General features: G+C 48.8%; 24 protein-coding genes. 22 read left to right on the forward strand and 2 right to left on the reverse strand.

Annotated features, from left to right (window positions below):
- Positions 1 to 101 precede the first annotated feature (101 nt).
- The 18 genes from J7619_RS06125 to nagA all read left to right on the forward strand — a co-directional run bounded on the left by J7619_RS06125 (position 102) and on the right by nagA (position 19,791).
- Positions 102 to 2,645 carry an SLBB domain-containing protein gene (locus J7619_RS06125; protein ID WP_291195569.1) on the forward strand — a complete coding sequence of 848 codons (2,544 nt, stop codon included), beginning with the start codon at positions 102 to 104 and terminating at the stop codon, positions 2,643 to 2,645.
- Positions 2,646 to 2,647: 2 nt separating this feature from the next.
- Positions 2,648 to 3,736 carry a hypothetical protein gene (locus J7619_RS06130; RefSeq protein ID WP_291195572.1) on the forward strand — a complete coding sequence of 363 codons (1,089 nt, stop codon included), beginning with the start codon at positions 2,648 to 2,650 and terminating at the stop codon, positions 3,734 to 3,736.
- A gap of 2 nt (positions 3,737 to 3,738) precedes the next feature.
- Complete coding sequence (locus tag J7619_RS06135) at positions 3,739 to 4,572, forward strand: ABC transporter permease (protein WP_106597149.1); 834 nt, start codon at positions 3,739 to 3,741, stop codon at positions 4,570 to 4,572.
- A gap of 17 nt (positions 4,573 to 4,589) precedes the next feature.
- Positions 4,590 to 5,846, forward strand: a complete 1,257-nt coding sequence (locus tag J7619_RS06140) for an ABC transporter ATP-binding protein (protein WP_291195610.1) — start codon at positions 4,590 to 4,592, stop codon at positions 5,844 to 5,846.
- The gene (locus J7619_RS06145; protein ID WP_291195613.1) at positions 5,839 to 6,921 is read left to right on the forward strand and encodes a DegT/DnrJ/EryC1/StrS aminotransferase family protein; all 1,083 of its coding nucleotides are present in this window, start codon (positions 5,839 to 5,841) and stop codon (positions 6,919 to 6,921) included. Before J7619_RS06140 ends, J7619_RS06145 begins: the two co-directional genes overlap by 8 nt.
- A 4-nt stretch (positions 6,922 to 6,925) precedes the next feature.
- Positions 6,926 to 8,983: a glycosyltransferase family 39 protein gene (locus J7619_RS06150; protein ID WP_291195616.1), complete on the forward strand. Its 2,058-nt coding sequence runs from the start codon at positions 6,926 to 6,928 to the stop codon at positions 8,981 to 8,983.
- Between the two features lie 8 nt (positions 8,984 to 8,991).
- A complete protein-coding gene (locus J7619_RS06155; protein ID WP_291195619.1) occupies positions 8,992 to 9,690 on the forward strand; it encodes a WbqC family protein in 699 nt (232 codons plus the stop codon).
- A 2-nt stretch (positions 9,691 to 9,692) separates the two neighbouring features.
- Positions 9,693 to 10,349, forward strand: a complete 657-nt coding sequence (locus tag J7619_RS06160; RefSeq protein WP_291195622.1) for an acetyltransferase — start codon at positions 9,693 to 9,695, stop codon at positions 10,347 to 10,349.
- Positions 10,350 to 10,389: 40 nt separating this feature from the next.
- The gene (locus J7619_RS06165; protein ID WP_291195626.1) at positions 10,390 to 11,613 is read left to right on the forward strand and encodes a glycosyltransferase family 4 protein; all 1,224 of its coding nucleotides are present in this window, start codon (positions 10,390 to 10,392) and stop codon (positions 11,611 to 11,613) included.
- Positions 11,610 to 12,593 carry a glycosyl transferase gene (locus J7619_RS06170; protein WP_291195629.1) on the forward strand — a complete coding sequence of 328 codons (984 nt, stop codon included), beginning with the start codon at positions 11,610 to 11,612 and terminating at the stop codon, positions 12,591 to 12,593. The genes J7619_RS06165 and J7619_RS06170 overlap by 4 nt, the downstream gene beginning before the upstream one ends.
- On the forward strand, positions 12,593 to 13,345 hold the full coding sequence (locus tag J7619_RS06175) for a DUF5672 family protein (protein WP_291195632.1): 753 nt from the start codon (positions 12,593 to 12,595) through the stop codon (positions 13,343 to 13,345). Before J7619_RS06170 ends, J7619_RS06175 begins: the two co-directional genes overlap by 1 nt.
- 6 nt (positions 13,346 to 13,351) lie before the next feature.
- Complete coding sequence (locus tag J7619_RS06180) at positions 13,352 to 14,305, forward strand: hypothetical protein (RefSeq protein ID WP_291195635.1); 954 nt, start codon at positions 13,352 to 13,354, stop codon at positions 14,303 to 14,305.
- Between the two features lie 19 nt (positions 14,306 to 14,324).
- Positions 14,325 to 15,209 carry a glycosyltransferase family 2 protein gene (locus J7619_RS06185; protein ID WP_291195638.1) on the forward strand — a complete coding sequence of 295 codons (885 nt, stop codon included), beginning with the start codon at positions 14,325 to 14,327 and terminating at the stop codon, positions 15,207 to 15,209.
- Entirely contained in the window at positions 15,206 to 16,552 is a 1,347-nt protein-coding gene (locus tag J7619_RS06190; protein ID WP_291195640.1) for a hypothetical protein, read from the forward strand. The genes J7619_RS06185 and J7619_RS06190 overlap by 4 nt, the downstream gene beginning before the upstream one ends.
- Before the next feature lie 52 nt (positions 16,553 to 16,604).
- Positions 16,605 to 17,654 carry an acyltransferase gene (locus tag J7619_RS06195; RefSeq protein ID WP_291195642.1) on the forward strand — a complete coding sequence of 350 codons (1,050 nt, stop codon included), beginning with the start codon at positions 16,605 to 16,607 and terminating at the stop codon, positions 17,652 to 17,654.
- A gap of 92 nt (positions 17,655 to 17,746) precedes the next feature.
- A complete protein-coding gene (gene trxA / locus J7619_RS06200; RefSeq protein WP_090375102.1) occupies positions 17,747 to 18,043 on the forward strand; it encodes a thioredoxin in 297 nt (98 codons plus the stop codon).
- Between the two features lie 15 nt (positions 18,044 to 18,058).
- Entirely contained in the window at positions 18,059 to 18,622 is a 564-nt protein-coding gene (locus J7619_RS06205) for a pentapeptide repeat-containing protein (protein ID WP_291195646.1), read from the forward strand.
- A gap of 59 nt (positions 18,623 to 18,681) precedes the next feature.
- A complete protein-coding gene (gene nagA / locus J7619_RS06210; protein WP_291195648.1) occupies positions 18,682 to 19,791 on the forward strand; it encodes an N-acetylglucosamine-6-phosphate deacetylase in 1,110 nt (369 codons plus the stop codon).
- Positions 19,792 to 19,794: 3 nt separating this feature from the next.
- On the opposite strand, the gene J7619_RS06215 is transcribed toward nagA, so the two are convergent.
- Positions 19,795 to 21,993 (reverse strand): radical SAM protein, encoded by a 2,199-nt coding sequence (locus J7619_RS06215; protein WP_291195651.1) that lies wholly within the window; start codon positions 21,991 to 21,993, stop codon positions 19,795 to 19,797.
- 93 nt (positions 21,994 to 22,086) lie between these two features.
- Here J7619_RS06215 and J7619_RS06220 point away from each other — a divergent pair, with 93 nt between their 5' ends.
- The 3 genes from J7619_RS06220 (at position 22,087) to J7619_RS06230 (ending at position 23,643) form a co-directional block, all read left to right on the forward strand.
- Entirely contained in the window at positions 22,087 to 22,875 is a 789-nt protein-coding gene (locus J7619_RS06220; RefSeq protein WP_291195655.1) for a Fic family protein, read from the forward strand.
- Between the two features lie 74 nt (positions 22,876 to 22,949).
- Entirely contained in the window at positions 22,950 to 23,240 is a 291-nt protein-coding gene (locus J7619_RS06225; protein WP_291195658.1) for a hypothetical protein, read from the forward strand.
- 241 nt (positions 23,241 to 23,481) lie between these two features.
- Positions 23,482 to 23,643: a hypothetical protein gene (locus J7619_RS06230; RefSeq protein WP_291195661.1), complete on the forward strand. Its 162-nt coding sequence runs from the start codon at positions 23,482 to 23,484 to the stop codon at positions 23,641 to 23,643.
- Here the strand turns inward: J7619_RS06230 and J7619_RS06235 are convergent, their stop codons facing one another.
- A complete protein-coding gene (locus J7619_RS06235) occupies positions 23,644 to 24,894 on the reverse strand; it encodes a serine hydrolase (protein ID WP_291195665.1) in 1,251 nt (416 codons plus the stop codon). It abuts the gene before it with no gap.
- A 96-nt stretch (positions 24,895 to 24,990) separates the two neighbouring features.
- Here J7619_RS06235 and J7619_RS06240 point away from each other — a divergent pair, with 96 nt between their 5' ends.
- A complete protein-coding gene (locus tag J7619_RS06240) occupies positions 24,991 to 26,394 on the forward strand; it encodes a metallophosphoesterase family protein (protein ID WP_291195667.1) in 1,404 nt (467 codons plus the stop codon).
- Positions 26,395 to 26,428 lie beyond the last annotated feature (34 nt).

A 26,428-nucleotide genomic window follows, 5' to 3' on the forward strand; every position in this document is an offset into this window, starting at 1 on the left:
ACCACATTAATGCGTGTACTCGAATCCCAAATTCAAAAATACTAGTCTTATACATAGTTTTAATGAATTTTCAGACTTTCAATAGTACAATAATTCTTCTTATGAACAGATCCAGGTTGGCTAAAAGTTATAAATCTATACTTCCCTATTTCCTGAGTTTCATCATTTCGTTACCCGCTTTCTCACAGGTTACTGCCCCCACAGCCCCTTCCGGAACTGCCCCGACGTCAACCGGCGCCCAGGGTACAACGCAATCGGGCCCGAGAGGTAATGCCACGGGTACCACGGGTGGAAACACGCAATCGGGACCAGGCGGTCAGCAAGGCACAGGCCAGCAGGGCGCGAATCAGCCCGGAGGCAACCAGCAGCCGGGAAACCAGCAGCAAGGGAACGACGGACAAGGTGGCGATAAAGGTAAAAACGCCGCCAACCAGAACGGTCAGAGCCCTGAGGGCGGTGACCAGAGTAAGATCAACACCAGCACCAGCACCAAGCTGTCTCCCGAAGAACAAGCAAAAGAAGCATTTCGTCAGAAAATCTACGGTTATTCGATTTTTGCGGATAAAAACCTGGGTCTAATCCCTGATCTACAAATCGTTACGCCAACCACTTACGTTGTGGGTCCGGGTGACGAATTGAAGATCTACCTCTATAATTACGCAGAAAGCACTTACGAAACGATCGTCAATAAGGACGGTTTCATCAGCATTCCCCGCGTCGGAAATGTGATGGTGGCGGGTCGTACGATCGAAGAGATCAAGAAAATCCTGATCGACAAGTTTGCCAAATTCGTACCGGGAATGATCGGTACAGGGGGCGAAGGAGCCCGTACGAAACTGATGGTTACGCTCGGAGAAGTTCGCTCTGTAAAAGTTTTTGTAACAGGTGAAGTGATCAATCCGGGGACTTATACGGTGTCCTCCCTCTCGTCCGCGTTTAACGCATTGTACCAGGCCGGCGGCCCTAACGAAATTGGATCTTTCCGTGAAGTACGCGTCGTTCGTCAGGGCAAGGTTGTATCCAAACTGGACATTTATGACTACCTCGTAAATGGCAAAATCGACGGCGACATCCGCGTTCAGGAAAACGACAATGTGGTGGTAGGCTACTACCTGAAGCGCGCCGAAATCGCCGGTATGGTGAAACGCCCGGGGATTTATGAGTTGACGCCGGAAGAGAAACTGGGCGATGTGCTCCGCTACGCAGGCGGTTTCAGCGACAAAGCATACCGTGCGCGATTAAAAGTACAACGCATTACCTCCAAAGAGCGTAAAATCCTGGATGTACCGGAAAGCCAATATGACTCCTTTGAAATGGCTACCGGCGACTCTATTAATGTGGAAACGGTACTAGACCGCTTCGAGAACATTGTAAGGGTCCAAGGTGCGGTAATGCGCCCGGGCGAGTACTCCCTCGATAACAGCCCGACTTTGAAAGCCCTGATCGAAAACGCGCAGGGAATGCGTGAAGACGCATTCGTTGGGCGCGTGAATGTGCTCCGTACCCGTGAAGACCTGACGATCCAGACCATTCCTCTCAACTACACCGACGTGCTTAACGGCACTACACCTGACCTCGTATTGACGCGCCTCGACGAAGTAATCGTTCCTTCAAAGTTCGAAATGGCCGAAACGGCGTATGTGAGTGTGGAAGGAGAAGTAAACAATACTAAAATCGGCGAGAATGAAGGTAAATTCCCATATACGACCGATATGACGCTCGAAGACGTGCTGGTGCAGGCCGGCGGTTTGAAAGAATCGGCCTATACATCGGAAGTCGAGGTGGTCAGAAGAAAAAGAAACTCCGTAGCCGGTGCAGCGAATGCACAGATTTCCGAGGTCTATAAGTTCAATGTAAACCGGGATCTATCCCTGAATGCCAAAGCGACCAATTTCGTATTGTTCCCATTCGACCAGGTGATCGTACGCAAATCGCCTAATTATGTGGAGCAGCAAACTGTTTTCGTGGAAGGCGAAGTATTGGTAACAGGTCCGTATACAATCGTCAACAAAAACGATAAGATCAGCGACATTATTAAAAGAGCCGGCGGCCTGACCGAGCTTGCTTATCCGGAAGGCGCTACGCTTTTGCGTCGCACGATTGTCAAAAACCTTGATCAGGCCGTGGATTATGCGGAAGTTCAGCAGACAGAAAAGCAAATCAAGCAAGGAACACTCACTGGTGACCTGCCGAATGTAAAAGAAGAGAAAATTGGTATTGTGCTGAAAAACATCCTGAAAAACCCGGGTTCATTCGAAGATCTCGTGGTACAGGAAGGTGATATTATCCGCATTCCGAAGCGCCTGGAAACTGTTCAGGTAACAGGTTCGGTACTCTACCCTACTACCGTGAAATACGGCAAAGGGATGAACTTCTCGGATTACATTTCACAATCGGGCGGTTTTACGGTGCAATCGCTCAGAAAGAGCTCTTACATCAAATATCCAAACGGCAATATCGATCGTACGAGAAGATTCCTTTTCTTCAATGTGTACCCGAAAGTACAGCCTGGGTCAGAGATTTTCGTTCCGACGAGAAATGCTCCGGCTTTGAACACGCAGCAAAGCATTCAAACAGCTACAACCCTGTTAAGCTCGATTATGGGATTGATTGTAACAGTATTGGCATTCCGTTCACTTAAATAACTATGGCAACAACGACACAACAAATCCCCGACGACGAGTTATCTCCCAAGGAAGTCGTCGAGAAAATATTGGTAGTCAAAAATGCATTGATCCGTAACTGGCAATGGCTTTTGCTCCTGCCAGCCTTAGGTTTCGGTATCGGGTATGCGATGGATACTTACCAAAACAAGCCGCCTACCTATGAAGCGACGGTGGTGTTTAACCTCGGTGCTGCGGGTGCAAGTTCCGGCTTTGGCGATGTAGCTGGTCTGCTGGGTATAGGCGCACAACCGGACGCGAATATCTTTACCGGAGAGAACTTCTTCTATTTCGTAAAGTCCCGCCCGGTATTAGAGCGGAACCTGCTGAAAGAGATCGAAATCAATGGGAAAAAGCAACTTCTTGCAAACTTTTACATCGATTCGAGCGGTATCAAAACTTCCGATTGGGCAGATTATCCCGACTTGCAGAAGTTCCATTTCACGACCAATGACGTGAAGAAAATGGACCTTAACTCCCGTATCAACCTCAATACCATCGTGAAGCGTGCCGCCGAGGCAACGGAGATCGCATCCCTCGACCGCAAATCGTCCTTTACGCAGATTTCCACCAAAATGGAGAACGAGCATCTCGCTGGTTTGTGGGTAACCACACTTCTGGAAACGGTGGAAGAAATGTATACTGAAAACCAGACGCAAAAAACGCGCAAGACGCTCCGCCTGCTCCAAAGCCGCGCCGACTCACTGGCTGCGGTATTGGGTATCGCGGAGCATAAACTGGCGAAACAACTCGATTACAGTGCCCAGATCATGATGCCGGAAGCCAAAGTGTCGGCGACCAGCATGGAAAGAAAATCATCCTTCCTGCAACAGTTGTATTACGAGGCTATGGCTAACGCCGAGAAAATGCGTGTTTCCCTTGTAAAAGAAGCTCCCTTGTTCACAGAAATCGAAGGTATCAAAGTACCGCTGGATGTGAAATATGAAGATAAGCGTAATGCCAAAATCGGGGCTTTGGCAGGTTTAATGATCGCACTGATCTTTATTTATTTCAGAACAGTGTTTTCTACACCTACCACCACAATCGTGCGTAAGGAGGCGGTAACGGCGTAATCATGGCAACTCAACACTCTATTACAATCAAGGCCGGCGGGTCTGAAAAGGATTATTGGAAGGACCTTTGGCTGAACAAGCAGCTACTCTGGATTCTTTCCAAAAGGGACCTTTCCGTTCGCTACAAACAAACATTACTCGGCGTCGCATGGAGCGTACTCCGCCCCCTTATGACGATGACCGTCATGGTGTTTGTTTACAGTTATGTAGCCAAAATAAAAGCAGACCCCGGTATTCCATATCCCCTCATGGTTCTTGGAGGGCTCACGATCTGGACTTTCTTTGCCAACACTTTCACGCAGATCAGCAACAGTATCCTGATCAACCATAACCTGGTTTCGAAAGTATATTTCCCACGGTTGCTCATGCCATTGAGCTCGGTAGCCGTTGGTTTTGTGGATTTTTTGATCACATTCGGAATTTACTTGCTGGTAACGGCCTTCTTCCAAACCCCCATTAGCTGGCAGATCATATTTCTTCCTTGCTTCATTTTGCTTACATTTATTACATCGATGGGCTTCGGTCTGTTTTTTGCTGTGCTGAATGTACGCTTCCGGGACATCGGACAGTTGATTCCCTTTATGGTACAGGTGGGCATGTATGTTTGCCCAGTGGCTTATCCCAGTAGCCTCGTCAAAGGCACCTGGTATGAGAAATACTATAACCTGAACCCGCTTGTTGGGATTATTGACGGTTTCCGCTGGTGTCTTTTGGGAAGCAAATCCTATTTCAACCCGCAGAGTTTGTATTCAACGGTTATTACATCATCGATCATTTTGGTTATTTCGCTGATCTATTTCCGCAAAAAAGAGAATACTTTCGTAGACCATATCTGAAATAACTACTCTTGGGCATGTCTGTAATTGTAGCTGAAAATATCAGCAAAAAATATATCATCGACCATCAGCGTAAAAACGGGTCTTCCGGCCTGCGTGATATTGTTTCCGATACGGTTGACAAATGGTTTCGCAAGCAGGAAAAGAACGGTTTCGCCGAGAAAGAGGAGTTCTGGGCGTTGCAGGATGTGAATTTTAGTATTGATAAAGGGGACCGCATTGGTATCGTAGGCCACAATGGCGCCGGTAAATCGACGTTGCTGAAAATCATGAGCCGGATTACCGAACCTACCACCGGCCAGATCAAGATCGACGGCCGTATTGCCAGCTTGCTGGAAGTAGGTACTGGCTTTCACCCTGAGCTGACAGGACGCGAGAATATTTTCCTTAACGGCGCTATTCTCGGAATGTCAAAAGCTGAAATCCGTGAATCGTTCGATGCGATCGTGGATTTTGCCGGGGTTGAAAAATTCCTGGATACACCCGTTAAAAGATATTCATCAGGGATGTACGTCCGCCTCGGTTTCGCGATTGCGGCACACCTTAATCCGGAAATCCTGATTGTGGACGAGGTACTCGCCGTAGGTGATACCGAGTTTCAAAAGAAATGTCTCGGTAAAATGCGCGATGTTTCAGAAAGTGGCCGCACGCTGCTTTTTGTAAGCCATAACCTTACCGCCATTCAGGCACTTTGCAACAAGTCTTTTTATTTTGAAAAAGGCCGGTTGATAGACCAGGGTGACACAACGCACATTGTGACCAACTATCTTAGCAAGGTTTCGCATAAATCGCTGGAAAAGCACTGGGATAATATCGACTCTGCTCCCGGAAACGACCAGGTACGCGTGAAGAGTTTCAAACTTTTCCCGGAATATCAGGACGACCTCTCGCATATCGACGTCCGTACACCGATCAACTTCCAGTTCGAGTTCTGGAACCTGGTGGAAGGCGCCTCACTGAACCTGAGCATGCACCTGTACACATTTACCGGCGAATGTATTTTCAATGTAGGCACGCAGGCCGAGAGTTTCTCCAAGGGCCTTGTAAGTGGCACTTGTGAAATCCCGGGTAACTTCCTGAACGACGGCTCGTACGTGGTCTCGATGATGATTGTGAAAGACACGAGCACCGTGCTCTACAATATGGAGGAAGCCCTTGTTTTTGATATTGAGGATTACCGTGAAAATGTGACCTGGTATGGCAAATGGCCCGGATACATTCGCCCTCAACTCAATTTTTCCATTCGCCAATCTGAACACGTAGTGAATGATTAACGTCACTAAAACTTTTCTACCTGACCAGGAAGAATATCTGCAATATGTCCGTGGAATCTGGGAACGTGGTTATCTGACCAACAACGGCCCTCTTTTACAACAGCTCGAAGGACAACTTAAAGAATATCTGAAAGTCGATCACCTTTACTTCTGCGGTAATGGAACGATCGTTCTGCAAATAGCTATCAAGGCGCTGGAACTGAAGGGCGAGATCATCACCACGCCTTTTTCTTACGTGGCAACGTCCAACGCGATCCTGTGGGAAAACTGCACGCCGGTATTTGTGGACATCGACGCCGCTACGTTCAATATCGATCCAAAACTGATCGAAGCAGCCATTACACCGGCAACGTCGGCAATCCTCGCGACGCACGTCTATGGTAACCCCTGTGATATTGAAGCAATCGAAGCGATTGCCCAAAAACATAACCTGAAAGTCATTTACGACGCTGCACACGCGTTTGGTGTTACCTATAAAGGGAAATCCCTGCTTTCGTACGGCGACCTGAGCACTTGCAGCTTCCACGCTACAAAGGTTTTCCACACGATCGAAGGCGGTGCGTTGATCTCCAATCACCCCGAACTTGACCGCAAGTTGCATTTGCTGCGTGCTTTCGGGCACCAGGGCGACGAGCATTATGAATTTGCCGGGATCAATGGAAAGAATTCCGAATTCCATGCTGCGATGGGGCTCGTGAACCTGCCACAGGTACCCGCGATCATCCAGGCGCGCAAGGAAGTTTTTGCAGCGTACGACAGCCTGCTCAACTGGGATATTTTGTTTAAACCCACATTGAGTGCTGATATTGAATATAACTATGCTTATTACCCCGTGGTGTTTCCTTCTGAGGCAGTCATGTTCAGGGTAATGGATGCATTGAAAGTCGAAGAAATCATTCCAAGGAGATATTTTTATCCGTCGCTTAACACCCTTTCCTTCATGCCAAGGCAAATTGCCTGTCCCGTTTCGGAGGATATCGCGGCAAGAGTGTTAAGTTTGCCATTATATGTAGGGCTTCCTTTTGAAGATATCGAAAGAATATCCCGCATTATCAACGGTCATTTATCACCATAATCGCATGGTCATTTTTTATTGGCTAAGTTTTTTCCTGTTTTTATACGGTATCAGCTTTGTTGCAAAAAAGATTGCTCAACCTTCGCTCACGGAGCTGATTATTACCTTCTTCATCCTCTTTGTCGGTAGCATTATCCCCACCGGCTTTGTTTTGTCGGCGCTGGATCTTACTGCGAATGTCCTCGCCTGGATCGGCGGCACCTACATCGTCCTGGCATTGCAATACCTGCTCTGGACAAGGCTCGTACCACAGCAAGCACCTTATTCCATCCGCGGCCTGATCGCCAACCGCCTGGGTACATTCCGTTTATGGACCCGGGAACTTTCGGTGTACCTGAAAGTGATTTTCGGTGGGCTGTTCCTGACACTGGCGGTGATCGGGATCACCAACCTGATACTCGTGTTGTTCACGGCTCCCAACGAATGGGACAGTATGACCGGGCACCTGAACCGCGCGATCCGTTATATTCAGCGGGGCACGATGGAGCATTTCGGTGGTGCTAACTGGAATATGGATACCTATCCGAAAAGCCTCACGACGATCCACATTTATACTTACCTGATCAGCGGGAACATTGAGAATGCCTTCAAACTCATTCATCAGATGGCCTACTATGTCACACTGGTGTCTGTTTTTGGCATTGCCCAAAGAATCGGCAGGAACTTGTCGGCCAGCTTCTTTTGCGCCCTGGCATACAGCCTGTTCCTCGATTTCCTCATGCAGGCCGTTACCACGGAAACCGATATTGTACTCACCGCCTACCTGAGCTGCCTGCTTTATTTCCTCTTTACTTATTACACCAGCCGCGACAACCGCTACCTATACCTCGCAGGAATTACATTCGCGATCGTCACCGGCCATAAGGCGACCTTCGCATTGCTCATGCCATCGGTATTCGTGATCATGATCTACACCGTTTTCCTTTCGCCCGGTTTCAGGGTTTTCTTCGAAAGGACGCTACGACTCGGACTCGCGATTGCTTTTTTTGCATTGATTTACGTTCTCCCAACCGGTTATATCCGCAATATCCAGGTTTTCGGGCACCCGATCGGCCCTCCCACCGCGCGTTACCACCAGTCGTACGAGCGCGCAGGCGGAGCAGCCAATCTTTTTGAGCAAGGCAGCCGGAACGTGATCCGCTATACCTACGATTTCTGCAACCTCGACGGCATCCGGAACGCGCAATGGGGTTACGATCTCAATACTGCTATCAGGAAACCATTGGTATTGCTGGAAGACAAACTGAAAATGCGCCTCGACGAAGAGAAAGACTTCACTATTGTCCCGTTCTCTTTCCAGCGTGGTTTTTACTATTACAATGCAAACCCCTACTGGGGCGTATTCGGATTCGCATTGATCCTGCCGCTGATGTTCCTGGTCTTGATTCGTGTTTTCAGGTCGCGGGTACATTTTTTCCTCGTTATCGCATTCTGCCTTAACCTGGCTACTATCTCCTATTCGGCTGCTTATGATCCGTTCAAAGGCCGGTATTTCATGGAGGCCGGGCTTTTCGGGGTGCTTTTCCTGCTACTGCTTTTCTCGCACCATCGCTTGTCGATCATCAAGCCGCGCAGGAATATCTGGAAAGGCTACATTATGCTGGTTGTAGGGCTTGCCTGCATTTCCGGCATTATGGCGGTTTATCTGAACATCCGCTGTCTCCCGTTTCCGTCGTACGGCATGGAATCCGCATTAACGATGGACCGTATTCCTTACCAGACATTTGCAAGACCTGATATCACCAAAGCCTATGTCCGCTTCGACTCGATCGTGCCTGAAAACGCCACCGTGGCGCTCGCAACCGTAAATAGTGATTTCGAATACCCGCTATATGGCAAGAACCTCACGCGGAGGCTGATTTCCATCAACCCGTTCGAAGAAGGCCTGCGCCCGATCCCGAAAGACGCCGATTACCTGTTCTATGCCCGTAAAGTGGTGAACGACACCAGCAAGATCCGTGCATTGCCGACCGATATCCGCCTCGGCTCCGACACAACCCTTTACCACCACATGTTTTTGAGTGAAAAGGGAGAAGATTATTATCTGAGAAAACTCAAATAGCCCAAGCCATGACTATTGCTATCATGCAGCCGTATATTTTTCCATATATCGGCTATTTCCAGCTGATCAATGCCGTGGACAAGTTCATTATCTACGACGATGTGAACTTCATCAACAAGGGCTGGATCAACCGGAACAACCTGCTCGTTGGCGGAAAGGCACACCTTTTTACCATCCCGTTGAAGGACGCAAGCCAGAACAAACTGATCCTGGAAGTGGAGCTTGCCAGACATGAGCAGTGGCAGAAGAAATTATTGAAAACCATTCAGCAGTCATATCAGAAGGCTCCCTGTTATCAAAAGGTTTTTGAACTGATAGAAGAAATCGTAAATTTAGAAGTTGATTCAATCAACGAGCTATGTATATACGCCTTGCAAAAAACTTGCGCGTACATGGGCATAGGCACGGAGATTGTTCCCTCTTCAACGGTATATAATAATAAACACCTGAAAGGACAGGATCGCATTCTGGATATCTGTAAACAGGAGCAAGCAAACCACTACATCAATCCGATTGGCGGGGTGGAATTGTACGATAAAGGGAAATTTGAAAACGAGGGAATAAGACTGGACTTCATAAAAAGTATATCTAGCCCGTACCCCCAATTTAAAAATGCTTTCGTACCTTGGTTGTCTGTTATAGACATTCTGATGTTTAACGGTCTCGACGATATCAGGAAACAATTAGAGGCATACGAACTGATTTAGTAATGGCGAAAGTTATCGTTTTTGGAGTACTCGACACAGCAGAATTAGCGCACTATTACTTAACCCATGACTCTGATCATGAGGTTGTTGCGTTCACCGTCAATCGCCAATACATCGAACAAGATCATTTTCACGGCCTGCCTGTGGTAGCGTTCGAGGATGTAGAAACCATCTTTTCCCCTTCGGAATACAAGTTTTTTGCGCCCATGACCGGCCGCAATATGAACCGTAACCGCGAGGCGATCTACAACCACGCCAAAGCGAAGGGTTATCAGTTCATATCCTATATCAGTTCCCGTGCGACGCTTTTCAATAATCAGATCGGCGAGAACTGTTTCATTCTTGAAGACAATACCATCCAGCCGTTCACCACCATTGGTAACAATGTTGTGTTGTGGAGTGGCAACCATATCGGCCACCATGGGCAGATCAAAGACCACGTTTTCTTCACTTCGCATGTGGTGCTTTCGGGGCATTGTGTGGTAGAATCGTACTCATTCTTTGGTGTGAACAGTACCATCCGCGATTACACGACGATCGCGCAGGGGACACTCGTAGGAATGGCGTCAGCGATCATGAAAGAAACCGAGGAATGGGGCGTCTATGTTGGAAACCCCGCGAAAAAAGTACCCGGAAAGTTGAGCTACGAAGCTTATTGAGCGATCCGGTGACGAAAGTTTGAGCTAGCTAATATCGGTAATGGAGCAGAAGAAAATACTTTTTGTAAGTCACGATGCGAACAGGGCGGGCAGTCAGCTGCTGCTACTGCAGTTATTGCGACTGTTAAAAGAACGAGGCGTTCCGATGCACCTGCTGCTCTGTAACGGAGGGGAACTGGAAGCGGAATTCGAAGAAGTGGTGGGTGTTACCCGTCTTTTTCAAACCAAAAAAATCACCACTCCCCCCTTCACCGGGAAGCTGCTACGCAAAACAAACCTGCTGAAATTCTACGAAGAGCATTCGCAGCATAAAGGAAACGAAAGGGTCCTGGCCGAACTCGAACAACAGAATATCGGCCTTATTTTCATCAATTCCATTGCCAACGCGGAAGTTTACTACGAATTTCTAAAACCTTTTCACGACTTGCCTCTCGTGCTTTTTGTACACGAGCTGGCCATGTCTGTCAAGATTTATACACAGGAAGAGCAACTTTCTTTCCTGCTCAGGAAGACGGACCACCTGATCGCCGTTTCACACGCCGTGGCAGATCATTATATCCGCAAATATGATTTTCCTGCCTCGCACGTCAGTACTTTTACGCTGATCGACCACGAGCACATCGACCAACGGCTGGCCGACGTGCAGCACGACATTCTTGAAAAAACTTATAAGATCCCCGACGATGCCATTGTAATCGGTGGCTGCGGAAATGCCGAATGGCGCAAGGGGAACGATATATTCAACTGGATTGCCAGCAGGGTTATCCGCAAGACACAGCCGCTTCCCGTTTACTTTGTGTGGGTGGGCGCGGGCCCGCAGCACGAGATCTACGAGCTGATTGAAAACGATATCCGGCTCATGGGACTGTGCGACAAGATCATTCTCATACCGCCTACCCCGCGTGCGCTGGATTATATCAACCGCTTCGATGTACTGCTGCTGAGCTCCCGCGAGGACCCTTATCCGCTGGTGGTGATGGAAGCCGCATTGCAGGAAATTCCAGTGGTGTGTTTCGAAGGAGCAGGCGGTGCTCCGGAACTCATTGAGGGCGATGCCGGGTTTGTAGTACCGTACATGGATATTTCGGCGGCCTCGGATGCAATCATCCAACTGATCCTCGATCCGTCGTTACGGAACACACTGGGCCAGAATGCACGTAAAAAAGTATTGGAAAGGCATAACACGGATAAAAGCGTAGCGAGCGTCGAAGCCATTATTCAGAAGTATTTACCTTTGCAGGTTTCGGAACAGCACAATCAATGACCATTGCCTTTACCATTTGCTCCATCAATTACCTCGCGCAAGCCCGGACATTAGGAGATTCGCTCAAAGCGACCAACCCGGATGTCCGGTTTTTCATTGGCCTGGTGGACACGCTTCAAGGAATTGCATTTGAAGATTCGTATGCACCCTCCTACCCGATGATCGAGATCGACAAGATCGAAATCCGCGATTTTCAGGAAATGTGCGCACGCTACAATATCACCGAGCTGAACACGGCGGTAAAACCTTTCTATTTTACCTATTTTTTCAAGCATTACCCCGAGGCGAAAAACGTCATTTATTTCGACCCGGATATCATTGTCTTTCAGCCGTTAACAGAACTTGAAAATTCGTTGGCCCGGCACAATGCCGTGCTTACGCCGCATATCAACACGCCGATCAACGACCGGCTGACGCCCAACGAGCTGCATCACCTCAATACCGGTGTTTACAACCTCGGTTTTGTGGCATTCAGCCGTTCGGAGGAGAACGACCGCTTTATCGCATGGTGGGAAGAAAAACTACGCTATGAATGCCTGATCGACCTCTGCAATGGGCTTTTCGTAGACCAGAACTGGATGAATTTCCTGCCGGTTTTCGTACCGAATACCCACATCGAAAGAAGTCCGGGTTACAATGCGGCTTACTGGAATTTGCATGAGCGCACATTTTCGCAGCGCGACGGCCATTGGTATGTGAATGAAGAAAGCCCGCTGATTTTCTTCCATTACAGCGGCTACGATCCTGCTAAACCCGATATTCTTTCGAAATACCAGGACCGCTTCGAACTGAGTACGCGCACTGACCTTACAGCCCTTTTCGCATTGTACAAAAACAGCCTCATCAATAATGGGAACGCCTATTACCGCAAATTCCCCTGTGCGTACATCAAGCCTGCGCCTGTGCGCCGGTACCTGCGTGTGAGGAAATATTTGAAAATGCCTTTCAACTACCTGATCGGCAAGCTGCAAACGATCTGATGAAAGAGCTGGTCACTGTTATAGTTCCGATCCTTGAACCTCAGATCAATCCAACGGAGGAAAAACTGTTGCATCACGCATTGAAAATGCTTGCGGACTACCCGATCATTTTTGTCGCCGGCGAAGGCGCCGACCTTTCGGTCGTCCGCGAGCATGCGGAAAATATCGATGTAGTGCATTTCCCGAAACGCTTTTTCGAATCACGGCAGCATTTGGGCCAGCTGTTGCTGATGGCCGATTTCTACGATCGCTTCAACTGGTGCGACTTTTTATTGATCCATGAGTTGAATAGCTGGGTGGTGAAAGACGAGTTGCATTACTGGTGCAAGCAGGGTTACGACTACCTCAAAGCCAGTCCCCGATTAACGGAGCCTCATGCCGCACCTGGCGTTTTGAAACGCATTTCGGGGCTGTCGGACGAGGAAAAACGATTATTCGGGGCGGGTTATACCGATAACGGACTTTACCTTTGCCGCATTGAGCGGATGACGGCCGCTTTGAAAGGCAAACGAAGCGTTGCCCATCAATACCGCCACAATGCGAACCTTCCCAATGCCGATTCGGTGTTCTGGGAGCTCGAAGCAAACAGGTTTTTACCGCATTTAAGGAAACCTACCGACGTTGTACGCAGCCATTTTGCGCAATTTGGTGTCCAATATCAAGATGCAACTTTACCTTTTGCCTTAACGGGCATTTCGCGGGACAATATCCACGAAATACCCTACTTTAAAACTTTACCTGAAACGGAATAGTCGTTCATGAATATTATATACACAGTTTGTAACCGAACCAACCTGGCGCATGCACTGGCTCTGGCGGATTCTGTGTTACAACACCAGCCTGAAAGTAGATTTTACATCGGATGGGTTGATTCCCTCAATATTGAAAAACTCCCCGAGCACGTAAAGCTGTTTCCGGTTTCGGAGCTGGCTATCCCTGATTTTGAGAGAATGGCCGCTGAATATTATGATTTTGAGCTCCTGCCTGCCTGCCGTCCCTGGATTGCATTGGGTTTGTTGAAAAAACATCCCGAATGCCGGCAGCTCAACTTTCTAAGCCCGACTGTTCAGCTTAAAAGTTCGATCAACAGCCTGCTCGATGCGGATGCCGAAATGTTTCTAACGCCCAATCTTTCAGCGCCATTGAAAAGTTCGGCCAATCTGGACGACAAGCGGATTTTGAATGCAGGCATGTTCCATTCGGGGAGCTGGACGCTGCGGCCTTCGGAAAAAACGACGGCGGCGCTGGAATGGTGGGCACACCGGACCATCGATCGCGCTCATTTTGACCTTTGCAACGGCATGAACACCGACCAGCTCTGGCTGAATTACATGCCGGTGTGGATTCCTGCGACGAAAACACTGCACAATCCCGGCTGGCATTATGGCCTGAATGCCGTGTTGAATAAAAACCTTGTTACTCAAAACGGCGCGCACGAAGTCGACGGCCAGCCTCTGGTCTCGCTTGATTTCGCTGGCCTCGGATATTTCGACCCGATCTGGTCGGACCATGCTCCACTGGTGACGGAAAACAAAGCATTTCAGGCATTGTTCATGCAGTACCAACGCATTGTCATCCAAAAGAAACAGGAACTGGAAATCAGCGGTGAACCGGCGTTCGGAAAGTATGCCAATATCCTTCCTAACCGGCTCATGCGAAAAGGCATTGCGGCCAAATTGAAAGAATTGACCAATTATATCGATCAGTTTTAAACCAGCGAAACAGGATTCCATGCATTTTTTAGAACAAACCACACAGGACCTGCGGAACTTTGTATCAGCACTGAAACCAGCCCAAACGGGCAGCAATGCGCAGCAATACCCCAAACTGACGGTCATTACCCCCTCCTACAACCAGGCGCCATTCCTCGAAAGGACGATCCTGAGTGTGCTCAACCAGGGCTACCCCAATCTCGAATACATTATCGTCGACGGCGGCTCAAATGACGGGAGCGTGGAGGTCATCAAAAAATATGAAAAATACTTGTCGTGGTGGGTTTCCGAGAAAGACCGCGGGCAGGTACATGCCATCAACAAGGCGCTGGAACGAGCAACGGGCGAGTATATCAGCTTTCAAAATTCAGACGATGTATATTTCCCGGGCACTTTCACTCGTTTTGGAGAAGCAGCATTGAAATATCCGGTCGATATCCTTTACGGTGACCTATACATGATCACTACCGACGACGAAGTGACCGAAATACTTAAAACGACTTCTTACGACTTCGATTGCCAGATCCTGGAAGGGATGCAGATTCATAACCAGTCGCTTTTCTTCAAGCGTTCGCTGGTGGAAAAGTATGGCATGTTCGATGAATCGTTCCGTTTTGCATTCGATTACGACTTCATTACGCGGTATACTTCGCATAAGTCGACGACCACGAAAAAGATCGACGGGCTCGGGGGGGCGTTGCGCGTCCATCCGGAAGCAAAGTCGTCGACCATCGCCACGACGATCGGACGGGAGGAGCACGCTAGGGTACAAAAATTGTACATTTCAACGATCGGTTCCCCGGTAGTCAACAAAATCAAGTATCTTTGGTGCCGCGTCCGTAAAATCGCCTATTTCATTCTGCGGTTCGATATTCAGTACATCAGATTCCGGCTTTCCAGATGAATTGGAGCTTATTTAATGTAGCCAATAATTTTAACTATCTCCGGTATTCGATGGGCATCGCGATGATGTTCAACGGGTTTCCGCTGATATTTTTTATACGCGATACACTCGGTGTAGGCCCCGCGAGCAGCATTTTTACCGCCATTTTCTTCTCGCTGGCGCTGTTAATGATGGTTCCCTCAACACTTTTCAAACGACTTTACAAACCAAATGTCATCCTGATCAACCTCGGGGCGGGTTTCCTGCTGCTGACTCTCTGGTACTTCATGTTCATGAACCATCAGGGAAAATCCATCGCAGATATCGGTAACTTTGTATTCACGTTCGGGTTTCTCGCATTGTTGATGCATGTCCCTAACGATGTGAAAGACACGCTGATACAGGTACTGTTCGTATTTTCGTTCTTCACCAACATTACCCTCGTTTACGCGCTCATCACCGATCCTAACTGGACGCCGGGGATGCGGGCCGCGGTAAGCTTTGCGAATGAAGGCGCCCAACCGGGCGGTAATCCGCACATTACGGCGCGAAACGGGGTGATTACCCTGCTCTCGGCCATGGTTTTGCTCGGCAACACCAAGCACCTCCTCACCAGGCTCTTCCTGTTCTTTTCCGTCTTTTTCGGATTGGGCGTAGTGGTCCTGTCGCTGGCGAAATCCAGCTACCTGGGCCTGGGTATTGCTTTCGGGGCATATTTCCTCTTCCACTTCAAATTTTCGGACATCGGCTCGGCCATCGGCAGCGCGTTCAAGTTCAGGAATATGGTGTTTATCATCATGATATTGCTGGTGATCTACTATTTCCTCGCCCGCTATGGTGACATTCTGAACCTGCTTTTAGGGTATTGGGACATTTTCCAGGACCGGATCATGAACGTGATTTTTACCTCCACGGGGGTACGGCTTTCCGAAGAAGCCGATGTCGATTACTCGGCAATGGGACGCGTAAGTGGTTTTGGAGAATTTTTGGAAACACTGTATTCATGGGACATTTTCCTGGGCAGGGGCTATAAGAATGACTATCTCGACGTGCCGATCCTGGAATCGTGGGTAAACCACGGAATTTTCGGATTCATTTTCTTTACGAGCTTCAACTTCTTCCTGTTCATCTACGTGATACGCGAAGTGCGCCGCCATACCAATCCGCTGACGACGTTCCTCGCCTATTTCTTCCTGTCCATGATGGTGCTGCTCTTTACCGGTGGCCGGCCTTACGATATCGCATTCTGGTTCCCGTATTCGGTCATGATCCGCTTCCTGGGTATCAAATATCTGGACGCTATCCCGAGATTTAGAAAGGTTTCAAGGCCACAGCCGCAACCCGTTAGCACCGTAACCACCTGATACGCTCCCCCGAGCCGTGGAACCTTTCCGAGCGGTTCCCAGCATTCCGCACATGAAGAACAGAGTTGAACAACTGGACGGGTTAAGGGGCATATTTGCCGTCCTGGTCATTGCCCATCACCATAACGCATTCAAAGAGTCGATTCTTTACAACAACTTTTTCGTCATCAATGCGAGCCTGTTTGTCGATTTTTTCTTCGTGCTGAGCGGTTTCGTGATTGCACTCAACTATGTCGACCGCATCCATAGCACAGGCGATTTCCTGACTTTCCTGAAAAAGCGCTTTATCAGACTCTATCCGCTGCTGTTTTACACGGAAGTCGTTTTTGTCGTTGCCAATCTGCTCGGTGAGCACAGCGCATTGAAAAATGTGGCCGGAATGGGTTTGAGCTACTATTTGTACACGTCCCTGGACGCCCTCACATTCATGGGTTCCAGCACGGTTTTCGGCGGATGGATCAGCAATAATTACCCCTCGTGGTCGATTTCCGCTGAAATGATTTCCTACGTCGTGTTCGGGCTGGTCGTTTTGATACTGCCCCGGTTCAAGTATGCGGCATTTGCCCTCATCGGGCTATTATCCGGCATTTTCATCTATTCGAGGGGCGAATACCTGCTCGCCTACGACTACGGCTACGTACGCGGGCTGCTGTGTTTCTCGCTGGGCATATTCACGCACCAGTTGTTAAGGCAAAAAACATTTCAGCTTTCTGCGTTCGAAATTCCTTTCCTGCTCTTTATGGTGGCGGCTATGTATTGCGTGCATCATTGGGAGCTGAATCTTTGGAAACTCATTTTTCCGTTTATTTTCTCGATTGGCATTGTCATTTTCGCCAGCTCGACAGGCATTGTGACACAAATGCTGAATAGCAAGCCCTTCCAATATCTCGGCAAAATATCCTACTCTATTTACCTGAACCACGCAATCGTGCTGATATTCGTCAACATCGTGCTATTCAGGTTCTTCAAATCGCCGGAAAATGAGGGCATGTTCGCTGTTTCCCTGCTCAGTTCAATCGGGCTCACCATCCTCTATTCGCATTTCACCTATGAATGGGTGGAAAAACGCGTCGGTAAATTTCTGAGGGACAACTGGAATTGATGGCATGATCTTTACTCCCGCTTTTCCGTTGGGCTTTGATTAAACCTTTCGGGGCCCGGATGGGTTATCAGTTAAGACAAAACAGTAGCGTTATGGCAACATTCTCAGAATTAATCAACAGCGATAAACCGGTTTTGGTGGACTTCTCGGCCGAATGGTGCGGCCCTTGTAAAATGATGAAGCCGATCCTCGAAAAAGTAAAGGCCGATTTGGGCGACTCGGCAACGATTATTAAGGTCGACGTGGATAAAAACCAGTCGGCGGCGCAAGCGTACCGCATTCAGGGCGTTCCTACGCTGATCGTCTTCAAAAACGGCAAGCCGCTCTGGCGCCAGTCGGGCGTAGTACAGGCCGACCAGCTGAAATCCGTTATCAAGCAATACATTTAATACCTCTTTGGCTCAATGCGTAGTACCCGCAATTTCGACACGATTGAAAATAAAGATTTTAACATTGAGCCACTGCTGGAAAGCAGCTACGAGCAGGTCCGGTTTGTGCAATGCAACATCCCGGACCTGTCTGGTATCGATTTCATCGACTGTGTATTCGAAGATTGCAATCTGAGCAACGCGTCGGTCAAAAATTGTAAGATTTCCGATATAACGTTCGTCAATTGCAAGCTTACCGGCGTCAATTTTTCCGAGGCCAAAGACTTCGCATTTACCGCCTTTTTCGAGAACTGCATTCTCGATTACGCGATATTCGAGCGTAAGAAGCTGAATAAAACCGTTTTCAGCAGCTGCAAAATTCACAACGCCGATTTTACCCAAACGGACCTGTCGAAATGCAAAGTGCATAACTGCGACTTCTGGGACGCGGTTTTCGACGGTACCAACCTCGGTGGTGTCGATTTTTCGACCAGCAAAAACTTCACGATCGATCCGACTGCTAACAATATCCGCAAGGCTAAATTTCTCTCGTCCGACCTGGCAGGTCTCCTGACCAAGTTTGACATAATTATCAAATAGTGCTTTGAACGGCTCTACGTTTTTTGTTTCTTGGGCGCTTCTAAACCAAGCCTTTGATTATGTCCACCCAATTTTTTGCAGAGAAAGTCTTTACAGGAAAAGAGCTCCTATTTAACCAGATTATCGTCGTCGAAAATGGCCGTATCCGAAGTGTAGAAAGCGGCACGCCCAAAACCGGCATGCCACAGGTGACTAACCTTGCTCCCGGGCTTTTCGACAGCCATATCAATGGCGGTGAGCAGTTCTATTTCACCGAACGCGCCGACGAGGAAACGATCGACGACATTTACCAGGCGAGCGTGAAAACCGGAGCCGCTTACGTCCTCCCGACCCTCATTACCTCCCCGCACGACAACATCCTGAAAGGCATCGAGGCTACGCGCAGCTACATGACCAAAAACCCGGATTCCGGCGTACTGGGAATGCATTTGGAGGGCCCATTTTTAAATCCCATTAAACGGGGCGCGCATTTGGCGTCGTTTGTGCGCAAACCGACGAACCCGGAACTGGAAGAAATTATCCGTTACGGCAAAGACGTGATCCGCCTGATCACCATCGCACCCGAAATGTTTACCGAGGATCAGCTACAAATGCTGCTCGAATCCGGCATCACCGTTTCGGCAGGACATTCCAATGCTACTTACGCCGAAGCTATGACCGCATTCGACCAGGGCATTCAGCTGGTGACGCATTTGTACAATGCCATGTCGGCATTCGGCCATCGCGCTCCCGGGCTCGTAGGGGCTACTTTCGACACCGAATCGGTGTACGCACCGGTGATCATCGACGGCACCCATTGCGATTTCGGTGCGGCCAGTGTGGCCTACAAAATCAAACGCGACAAGCTTTTCCTGATTTCAGATGCTTTGTTTTTAGGGCAGAAAGTGACCCAGTTCAAATGGGGGGAATTTGATGCAAGTCTGAAAGACGGGAAATACATTAATTCAGATGGCAACCTTGCGGGCGCAACCATTTCACTTGGCAATGCTGTACGTAACGCCGTTGAGATCATCGGAATACCCGTTCAGGAAGCGATTGAAATGGCTACCATTCGTCCGGCAACCGCATTGGGAATTCAAGACAAGATCGGCAGCATCGCACCGGGTTACCCGGCCGTTTTCACAACATTCGATGATAACCTCGAAACTTTTGAAGTGCTGCGTTACTAAGGCTTACAACACCAGCATACCACCATTTTTCAACTCCTGCCACGTGCGGGAGTTGAGAAATGTTTCAAAAACGCCCATTCCTGCAACTTCGAAATCATTTTTGAATTGCTCAAAAGCGTATACTTCCGGATTGGTGATGAGCAGTTTTGGAAGCATTTCAGTAAGCCACTCTCCTACTTCCACCTCCGCTTCCACGGCCCATTCTTTTTTCTTGTTGTAAAACACGAGTTCAGCAATTTCCCTGACCTTCTTGCCTCTTTTCTCTTCGAAAACCGCCATTTCGGGTAAGCTGCCCGTCCAGACGATCACCGCGTTCGGGCGCACGGCCAGTTCCGCCGGCTCGTGGATGCTTTTTTCAATATAATTCGGTGGAATGGAAGTCGGCGGCGTTTTGAATTCAAACCATTTGGACAATGGAAAATCGAGGCATACGCCGTGCATATAATTGAAAAGCGACTTGCGCAGGCCTTCCGCGAACCGATCGTGATCGGCACCCAGGGGATCGTCGTGTTCCAGGTCGTTATTAGCAAACTTACCTGTATCAGGGCCTAACCGCATCACGTCGAACTCTTCGGGATGCAAGCCCACGGGACTGTGCGCCGTCATCGCAAACCGGTGCCAGAAACCCGATTGTACAATACCCAACTGAAACATTTGACGGACCATTTCCAACGAATCGATGGTTTCCTGCGCCGTTTGCGTCGGGAACCCGTACATCAGGTACGCGTGCACCATGATGCCCGCCTGCGTGAAGGCGTCCGCCACCCGCGCAACCTGCGCCACTGTAACGCCCTTTTTCATCCGATCGAGCAAACGATCGGACGCCACTTCGAGCCCGCCGGAAATGGCAATGCAACCCGACGCTTTCAATAACAGGCAAAGGTCGTGTGTGAAATTCTTTTCAAAACGGATATTGGTCCACCACACGACGGTTAGTTTGCGTCGGATAATTTCCAGCGCCAGATCGCGCAACAATGCTGGCGGCGCAGCTTCGTCTACAAAATGGAAACCGTTCTGCTGCGTCTGCGCGATGATTTCCTCAATGCGGTCACAGAGTAACGAGGCCGTCATCGGCTCATACCGGCGAATATAGTCCAGCGAAATATCGCAGAAAGAGCATTTGCCCCAATAGCAACCATGCGCGAGCGTCAGCTTGTTCCAGCGGCCATCGCTCCACAAACGATGCATCGGATTTACAATTTCGATCACCGAGAGGTAATCGTGTAAAGGCAAATCGCTATAATCCGGCGTGCCTGTTTCGCGTTGCGGCACATCCTTTTCCTTTGCGCCATTGTGGTACACCACTTTCCCTCCGACCCGTGAATACACGCGTTTTAAGCTCGCCAGGTCGCGCTCGCCATCCAGGTGTTCCAAAAGTGATTGCAGCGGTGCCTCGCCGTCATCAAGGCACACAAAATCGATATAATTGAAAACTCTCGGCTCTTCCAGCGAACGCAATTCCGTATTGGCAAAGCCTCCGCCCATTATGATCCTAATATGCGGATAATGCGTTTTCAGATACTGCCCGCATTTAAAGCCGCCATACAAATTTCCCGGGAAAGGCACTGAAATACACACAATATCAGGCCGGTATTGCTTAACCTTCCGTTCCAGAACGTCCTTCAATGTCTGAGAAAGTAAGGTATCCGGCGCTTCGAGCGCGGCTTCCATTTCGTCGAAACTTGTCGCCGAACGGCCCAGGCGCTCGGCATACCGGCTGAAACCGAAATGCCGGTCTACCGCTTCCTGGATCAGGTCCCCCAGGTCTTCGAGGTACAAAGTTGCAAGGTGCCTGGCCTTGTCGTGGATACCCATCGTCCCGAACGCCCAATCGAGGTCTTCGAGCTGTTGGAAACGGCTTGCTTCCGGCAAATAGGAACGGTCGCAAATGCTGTGGGCGAGCGTGGGATTGCTGTTTTTAAGAAAACGGATTACCGGATCGATCGTCGAAATGTACTCGTCCCTAAGCGCGTAAATGCGGAAACTATTGTCTGTCAGCTCGATATCTGACGCTTCCAGCATGGCAAACAGCTTTTTCAATCCTTTGGAAGAAAACAATTCCAGGATCACATCGATCCCCAGGTCAGCCTGATACGACTCTCTTCCCAAAGTGTTCAGAAACCCTTTCAGGTAAGCGGTAGCAGGATAAGGCGTATTGAGCTGGGTAAATGGCGGGGTGACCAGGAGTGTCTTCTTTTTCACGGATGCACGTTTTCTAAGGTGCAAAGGTAGAGGTTTTGGAATTGAAAGAATACTGGTAACTTGGTTGGTTGCCGAACCCACGCTGTTTCGCTCATGAAAATCCTGTCCGATATTTTACTGGAAAGTTATCGAAACCAACCGGGTATCGACTTTCAATCCGCGTTACGGCAACTGGATGAAACATTTGTCAGATCCGACTCTTTTAACTTTTATACCTCCGTTGCCGTCATTACTTCCTCCAAAATCGAAGGAGAACCGATGGAGATCGACAGTTATGTCAAACACAAAATTCAGCAGATAGAATACCTCCCGGAGCTTACCCATAAGCCCAACGACCTTTTCCGCGCTTATATTTATGCGAAGGAAAACAGATTGTCCAGCAGCCATTTTTCCCAATCCCATCGACTTCTTGCCGAGCATCTGCTACCGGAACATTCGCGCGGCATTTACAGGCAGAATCCCATGGTGGTTTTGGAACACAAATCCGGCCGTATTCAATTTGAAGCGGCATCAGCCCATTTGGTACAAGAGGAAATGGATAAGTTGTGGGAAGATATTGACGAACTCCTGCGACGCGAGCTCTCGATGGAAGAAATCTTCTATTATGCATCCTTCATCCATCTATTGTTTGTCTGTATCCATCCTTTCAACGACGGAAATGGCCGGGCCGGGCGGCTGCTTGAAAAGTGGTTTCTTTCAGATAAACTGGGGCCAATGGCCTGGTACATTCAATCGGAGCAGTATTATTACCAGCATGTCGCGGAATACTACTTAAATCTAAACCGACTAGGTATGTTCTACGAGCAGCTTGATTTCACAAAAGCTGAACCATTTTTGATGATGCTGCGGGAGGTATTGAGAGGACAGGACCAGGTTAACTAAATGTTGTTGAATTGCAAGAATACTGCTAACTTTCTTCCGATTCAATCAATTTTACACACTATAACCCTTCTCAAATGCCCTCTCACAGAATAGGGGTCAAAATTGACAAACTGACCCGTTCCATCGAAAATGCTTCGACTGGAGAAAGCCTGCCAACGGAAGTAGTCCTGGTCTCGTCTCAAGACATGCTTGCTCTGAAAAAAGCGGAATGGCTTTTCGATTGGCCCAAGGAATTTTCAAAAAAGGAGAAGAAAGTCTTCAAATTGGTTCTTCGGAGCGATCCAAAAGTAATTCAAGGGCTTGTATGCTTGCAGGATAAGGGCGATCATATTTTATATGCACCTGATAGAAAACAGTCAAGCTAACAAGGCGGCAGCCAAACGGTACATCGGTGTTGCCGGTAACCTTATTGCATTCGCATGCAAGCTTTCTTTTGACTGCGGATACGACGGTTATATTTCTTTTGAAAGCAAAACCAAGTTGATAGCACATTATCAAACACATCTTGGAGCCCAATTGCTTTTTGGCAATGTGATGGCCATTGATACTCCGGCAGCGTCGAAGTTAGTCAGGCAATATTTCCCATAAATTTTGTATATTTATACTATGCAAAACGATGCCAAACATATCGACCTCGCCACAACCGGCAGGCAACCTTCCGACAGCGATTTCAATCGTATCAGCCGGTGGATCGAGCAACAAAAAATGGAGAAGGCTGCCGCATCAAAGGGTAAACCCGATAAAAAAGCGGTTGCTTCCTCGCGCTAATTAATGCGGCTCCGGATGTTCCAGATACTGATGAAAGTCAACCTGCCGCATCCGCTTACCCCTTCCGGGATCCTTGTATTTTGAGAACGCCCAGAGCACATAGGAGGTAATATCTTCGTAAAAACCCGAGCGGATCGGGAACAGGCCGTCGCCATTGCGTAGTGCATTGGTAAAAAGGACGACGGTAATATCTTCCGGGCAATGCATCCATACGCTCCTGAAACCTTTCGGATTGATAGGTCCAAGACTCGAAAACCACCAGCCGTCATGATAGCTGAATTTCCCTTCCGGCATCACGGCGCTGTAACTACCCAAACCGTTGTTCACAATTTCGTCACGAATGTCTTGTGTGATGACAGCATTGTTTTCGGGCGAAAAAAGCGCCGCGTACAGCTTTACACCCTCATTGGCCGTAAGATAAATACCATAACCGCCGGTCGTAGAGCTGAAATCCCCCGGATCGAAACCATATTCTCCCGAGTACGGGAAGTCATAGCCGAATGTAGGCGTAGGCAGACCATTTGAAAAGGGCGTGTCCAGCACCACTCCTGCCTTTTCGAAAATGTTTTTCCGGACATATTCCTCATATCCATCCACTGCGGACACCGCATCGTTGTTATCGTTACCTGTAAATTCCAGCCCGTTGATCGCCGGTATCAGCACCCTGAAAAGTCCGAAATTTGCATTCTGGTAGCAGCTCGATCCATGGTTTTCTTTTTTGATACCACTCTCAATAAGCAATTTCAAGCCGTACCAGACATTCTCGGTGAATGCACCATTTTTGCAATTTTCGCTCATGCCCACAATCCCGCTCGTGTGCGTGAGCAAATCTTCAAATGTAATGAGTTCGATATTCGGCCCTTTAACCCAGGTTTTGGGCAGATAATCGATGATTTTGTCGGTGGTTTTGATCCCTTTTTGTTTCGCCAATTTGAGGAAAGCAGCGGAAGTGATAGTCTTCGTCATACTCGCGATCTGCATTTTGGTATCGGCCGTTATGAGTTTATCCTCCTGTATTTCAGCTTTTCTGGCGTAAAAACCGCCCACGCCAGTGCCGATCATCCGGTCCTTTTGGTACACCGCAAAGCTGTAACCGAAACCCTTTCCTTTCAGCGAATCGTCGAGGATTTTAACAAATTTCATGGCGGACTCTTCCTCTGGTACCGGGTCCGGGGCCTTGTCCTTCTTACAGGCGACAACAGTTGCGATGAAAAGGCAGGAGATGTAAATCAGTCGTAGATGTAGCTTCATGGCGTTCAATATTATCAAAATGTAAAATGAAGATAGCAACTAGTCCGATTGCTTTCCAAACGGGTAATATTGTGACCAAATTTGCCATAGACTAACATGCAATCTTTCAATCATTTATACTCCAAATTCCTTATCGCGGGAATTCTACTAACTGCCGGGGCTGCAACCGGTTACGCACAGCAGAATAAAATATACCCACCTTCCGCCTTTCCCGACCGTATCATATTGGGCTACAAGGGAAACCCGGCTGTGTCCCAGGCTGTAAACTGGCGCACCGATTCGACCGTGACGACCGCCATTGCCGCAATTCATGAGGCAGATCCGTCACCTGATTTTCCGTCCAAGGCGCGTACGGTGCAGGCAGCTACACACCAGGTTGTGATCGACGGCAAAACGGTCCATTACCACGAAGCGAATTTCGCGGACCTGAAACCCGCCACGCAGTACGTTTACCGGGTCGGCGATGGCAAGTCATGGAGTGAATGGTTCCATTTCAAAACGGCGTCCGACAAGCCGGAACCGGTTTCATTCCTCTATTTTGGGGACGCGCAAAACGATATTCGTTCGCTATGGTCCCGGGCCGTTCGCGGGGCGTTCGCGAATATGCCCAAAGCCAACCTCATGATCCACGCGGGTGACCTGATCAACAATTCCAATGTGGATTACCAATGGGGTGAATGGTTCGAGGCCGGCGGCTGGATCAACGGCATGGTACCAAACCTGGCCACGCCCGGCAACCATGAATATTACCGCGACGAAAAACGTAACCTTTTCGTTTCAAAACACTGGAAACCACAGTTCGCACTACCTGAAAACGGCCCGGATGGCCTTTCGGAAACCACATATTACATCGATTACCAGGGCGTCCGCTTCATTTCACTCGATTCGCAGGCGGCCATACTTGATTCGACGACCATGAAGAAGCAGGCTGCATGGTTCGAGCAGGTCACAACCAACAATCCGAACCGCTGGACGATCGTGGTGCATCACCATCCTATTTACTCCACCAAAAATGGCCGTGATAACGACGAATGGCGGGCTACCATGGAGCCGTTATACAAAAAGCACAAGGTGGACATCGTGCTGCAAGGCCATGACCACACTTACGGACGCGGGCTGAACATTCCGGTAGGCCAGAGCCGTAAAAAACCCGATGGACCCATTTATGTGGTATCGGTGAGCGGCCCTAAAATGTATGACATTGGCTTGCAAAACTGGATGGACCGGGCCGCTTCGAATACGCAACTGTATCAGGCTATCACGGTTGACCACGACAAACTTGCCTTCAAGGCATTTACCGTCAACGGCGATTTGTACGACGCATTTGATTTGAACAAGGATAAAAATGGCGTCAATACGCTGGTTGAGCTTTCAAACACCCTGAAAATGAAAGAACGGCTCGATCTGCCGGAACATTACCTGAAAACTTTCAAGGAAGAAGAGTTGAAAGAATACAACCTGCGTTACCAGGAGTATAAAAAACGCAAAGGTATTAAGTAGGATAACCAAGCAATAAAAGGCTGGCATTCGCACT

Origin of the sequence: Dyadobacter sp., from assembly GCF_017744695.1 — a bacterium.
In the GTDB taxonomy this organism is placed as follows: Bacteria; Bacteroidota; Bacteroidia; order Cytophagales; family Spirosomataceae; genus Dyadobacter.

Excerpts from the sequence above, each read along its gene's own strand:
- J7619_RS06175 (WP_291195632.1), top strand. The coding sequence starts at position 12,593 with ATGAAAGAGCTGGTCACTGTTATAGTTCCGATCCTTGAACCTCAGATC.
- J7619_RS06190 (WP_291195640.1), top strand. The coding sequence starts at position 15,206 with ATGAATTGGAGCTTATTTAATGTAGCCAATAATTTTAACTATCTCCGG.
- J7619_RS06165 (WP_291195626.1), top strand. The coding sequence starts at position 10,390 with ATGGAGCAGAAGAAAATACTTTTTGTAAGTCACGATGCGAACAGGGCG.
- J7619_RS06170 (WP_291195629.1), top strand. The coding sequence starts at position 11,610 with ATGACCATTGCCTTTACCATTTGCTCCATCAATTACCTCGCGCAAGCC.
- J7619_RS06230 (WP_291195661.1), top strand. The coding sequence starts at position 23,482 with ATGCAAAACGATGCCAAACATATCGACCTCGCCACAACCGGCAGGCAA.
- J7619_RS06235 (WP_291195665.1), bottom strand. The coding sequence starts at position 24,894 with ATGAAGCTACATCTACGACTGATTTACATCTCCTGCCTTTTCATCGCA.
- J7619_RS06205 (WP_291195646.1), top strand. The coding sequence starts at position 18,059 with ATGCGTAGTACCCGCAATTTCGACACGATTGAAAATAAAGATTTTAAC.
- J7619_RS06155 (WP_291195619.1), top strand. The coding sequence starts at position 8,992 with ATGACTATTGCTATCATGCAGCCGTATATTTTTCCATATATCGGCTAT.
- J7619_RS06195 (WP_291195642.1), top strand. The coding sequence starts at position 16,605 with ATGAAGAACAGAGTTGAACAACTGGACGGGTTAAGGGGCATATTTGCC.
- J7619_RS06240 (WP_291195667.1), top strand. The coding sequence starts at position 24,991 with ATGCAATCTTTCAATCATTTATACTCCAAATTCCTTATCGCGGGAATT.
- J7619_RS06135 (WP_106597149.1), top strand. The coding sequence starts at position 3,739 with ATGGCAACTCAACACTCTATTACAATCAAGGCCGGCGGGTCTGAAAAG.
- J7619_RS06185 (WP_291195638.1), top strand. The coding sequence starts at position 14,325 with ATGCATTTTTTAGAACAAACCACACAGGACCTGCGGAACTTTGTATCA.
- J7619_RS06225 (WP_291195658.1), top strand. The coding sequence starts at position 22,950 with ATGCCCTCTCACAGAATAGGGGTCAAAATTGACAAACTGACCCGTTCC.
- J7619_RS06140 (WP_291195610.1), top strand. The coding sequence starts at position 4,590 with ATGTCTGTAATTGTAGCTGAAAATATCAGCAAAAAATATATCATCGAC.
- J7619_RS06145 (WP_291195613.1), top strand. The coding sequence starts at position 5,839 with ATGATTAACGTCACTAAAACTTTTCTACCTGACCAGGAAGAATATCTG.
- J7619_RS06180 (WP_291195635.1), top strand. The coding sequence starts at position 13,352 with ATGAATATTATATACACAGTTTGTAACCGAACCAACCTGGCGCATGCA.
- J7619_RS06150 (WP_291195616.1), top strand. The coding sequence starts at position 6,926 with ATGGTCATTTTTTATTGGCTAAGTTTTTTCCTGTTTTTATACGGTATC.
- nagA (WP_291195648.1), top strand. The coding sequence starts at position 18,682 with ATGTCCACCCAATTTTTTGCAGAGAAAGTCTTTACAGGAAAAGAGCTC.
- J7619_RS06160 (WP_291195622.1), top strand. The coding sequence starts at position 9,693 with ATGGCGAAAGTTATCGTTTTTGGAGTACTCGACACAGCAGAATTAGCG.
- J7619_RS06130 (WP_291195572.1), top strand. The coding sequence starts at position 2,648 with ATGGCAACAACGACACAACAAATCCCCGACGACGAGTTATCTCCCAAG.
- trxA (WP_090375102.1), top strand. The coding sequence starts at position 17,747 with ATGGCAACATTCTCAGAATTAATCAACAGCGATAAACCGGTTTTGGTG.
- J7619_RS06220 (WP_291195655.1), top strand. The coding sequence starts at position 22,087 with ATGAAAATCCTGTCCGATATTTTACTGGAAAGTTATCGAAACCAACCG.
- J7619_RS06125 (WP_291195569.1), top strand. The coding sequence starts at position 102 with ATGAACAGATCCAGGTTGGCTAAAAGTTATAAATCTATACTTCCCTAT.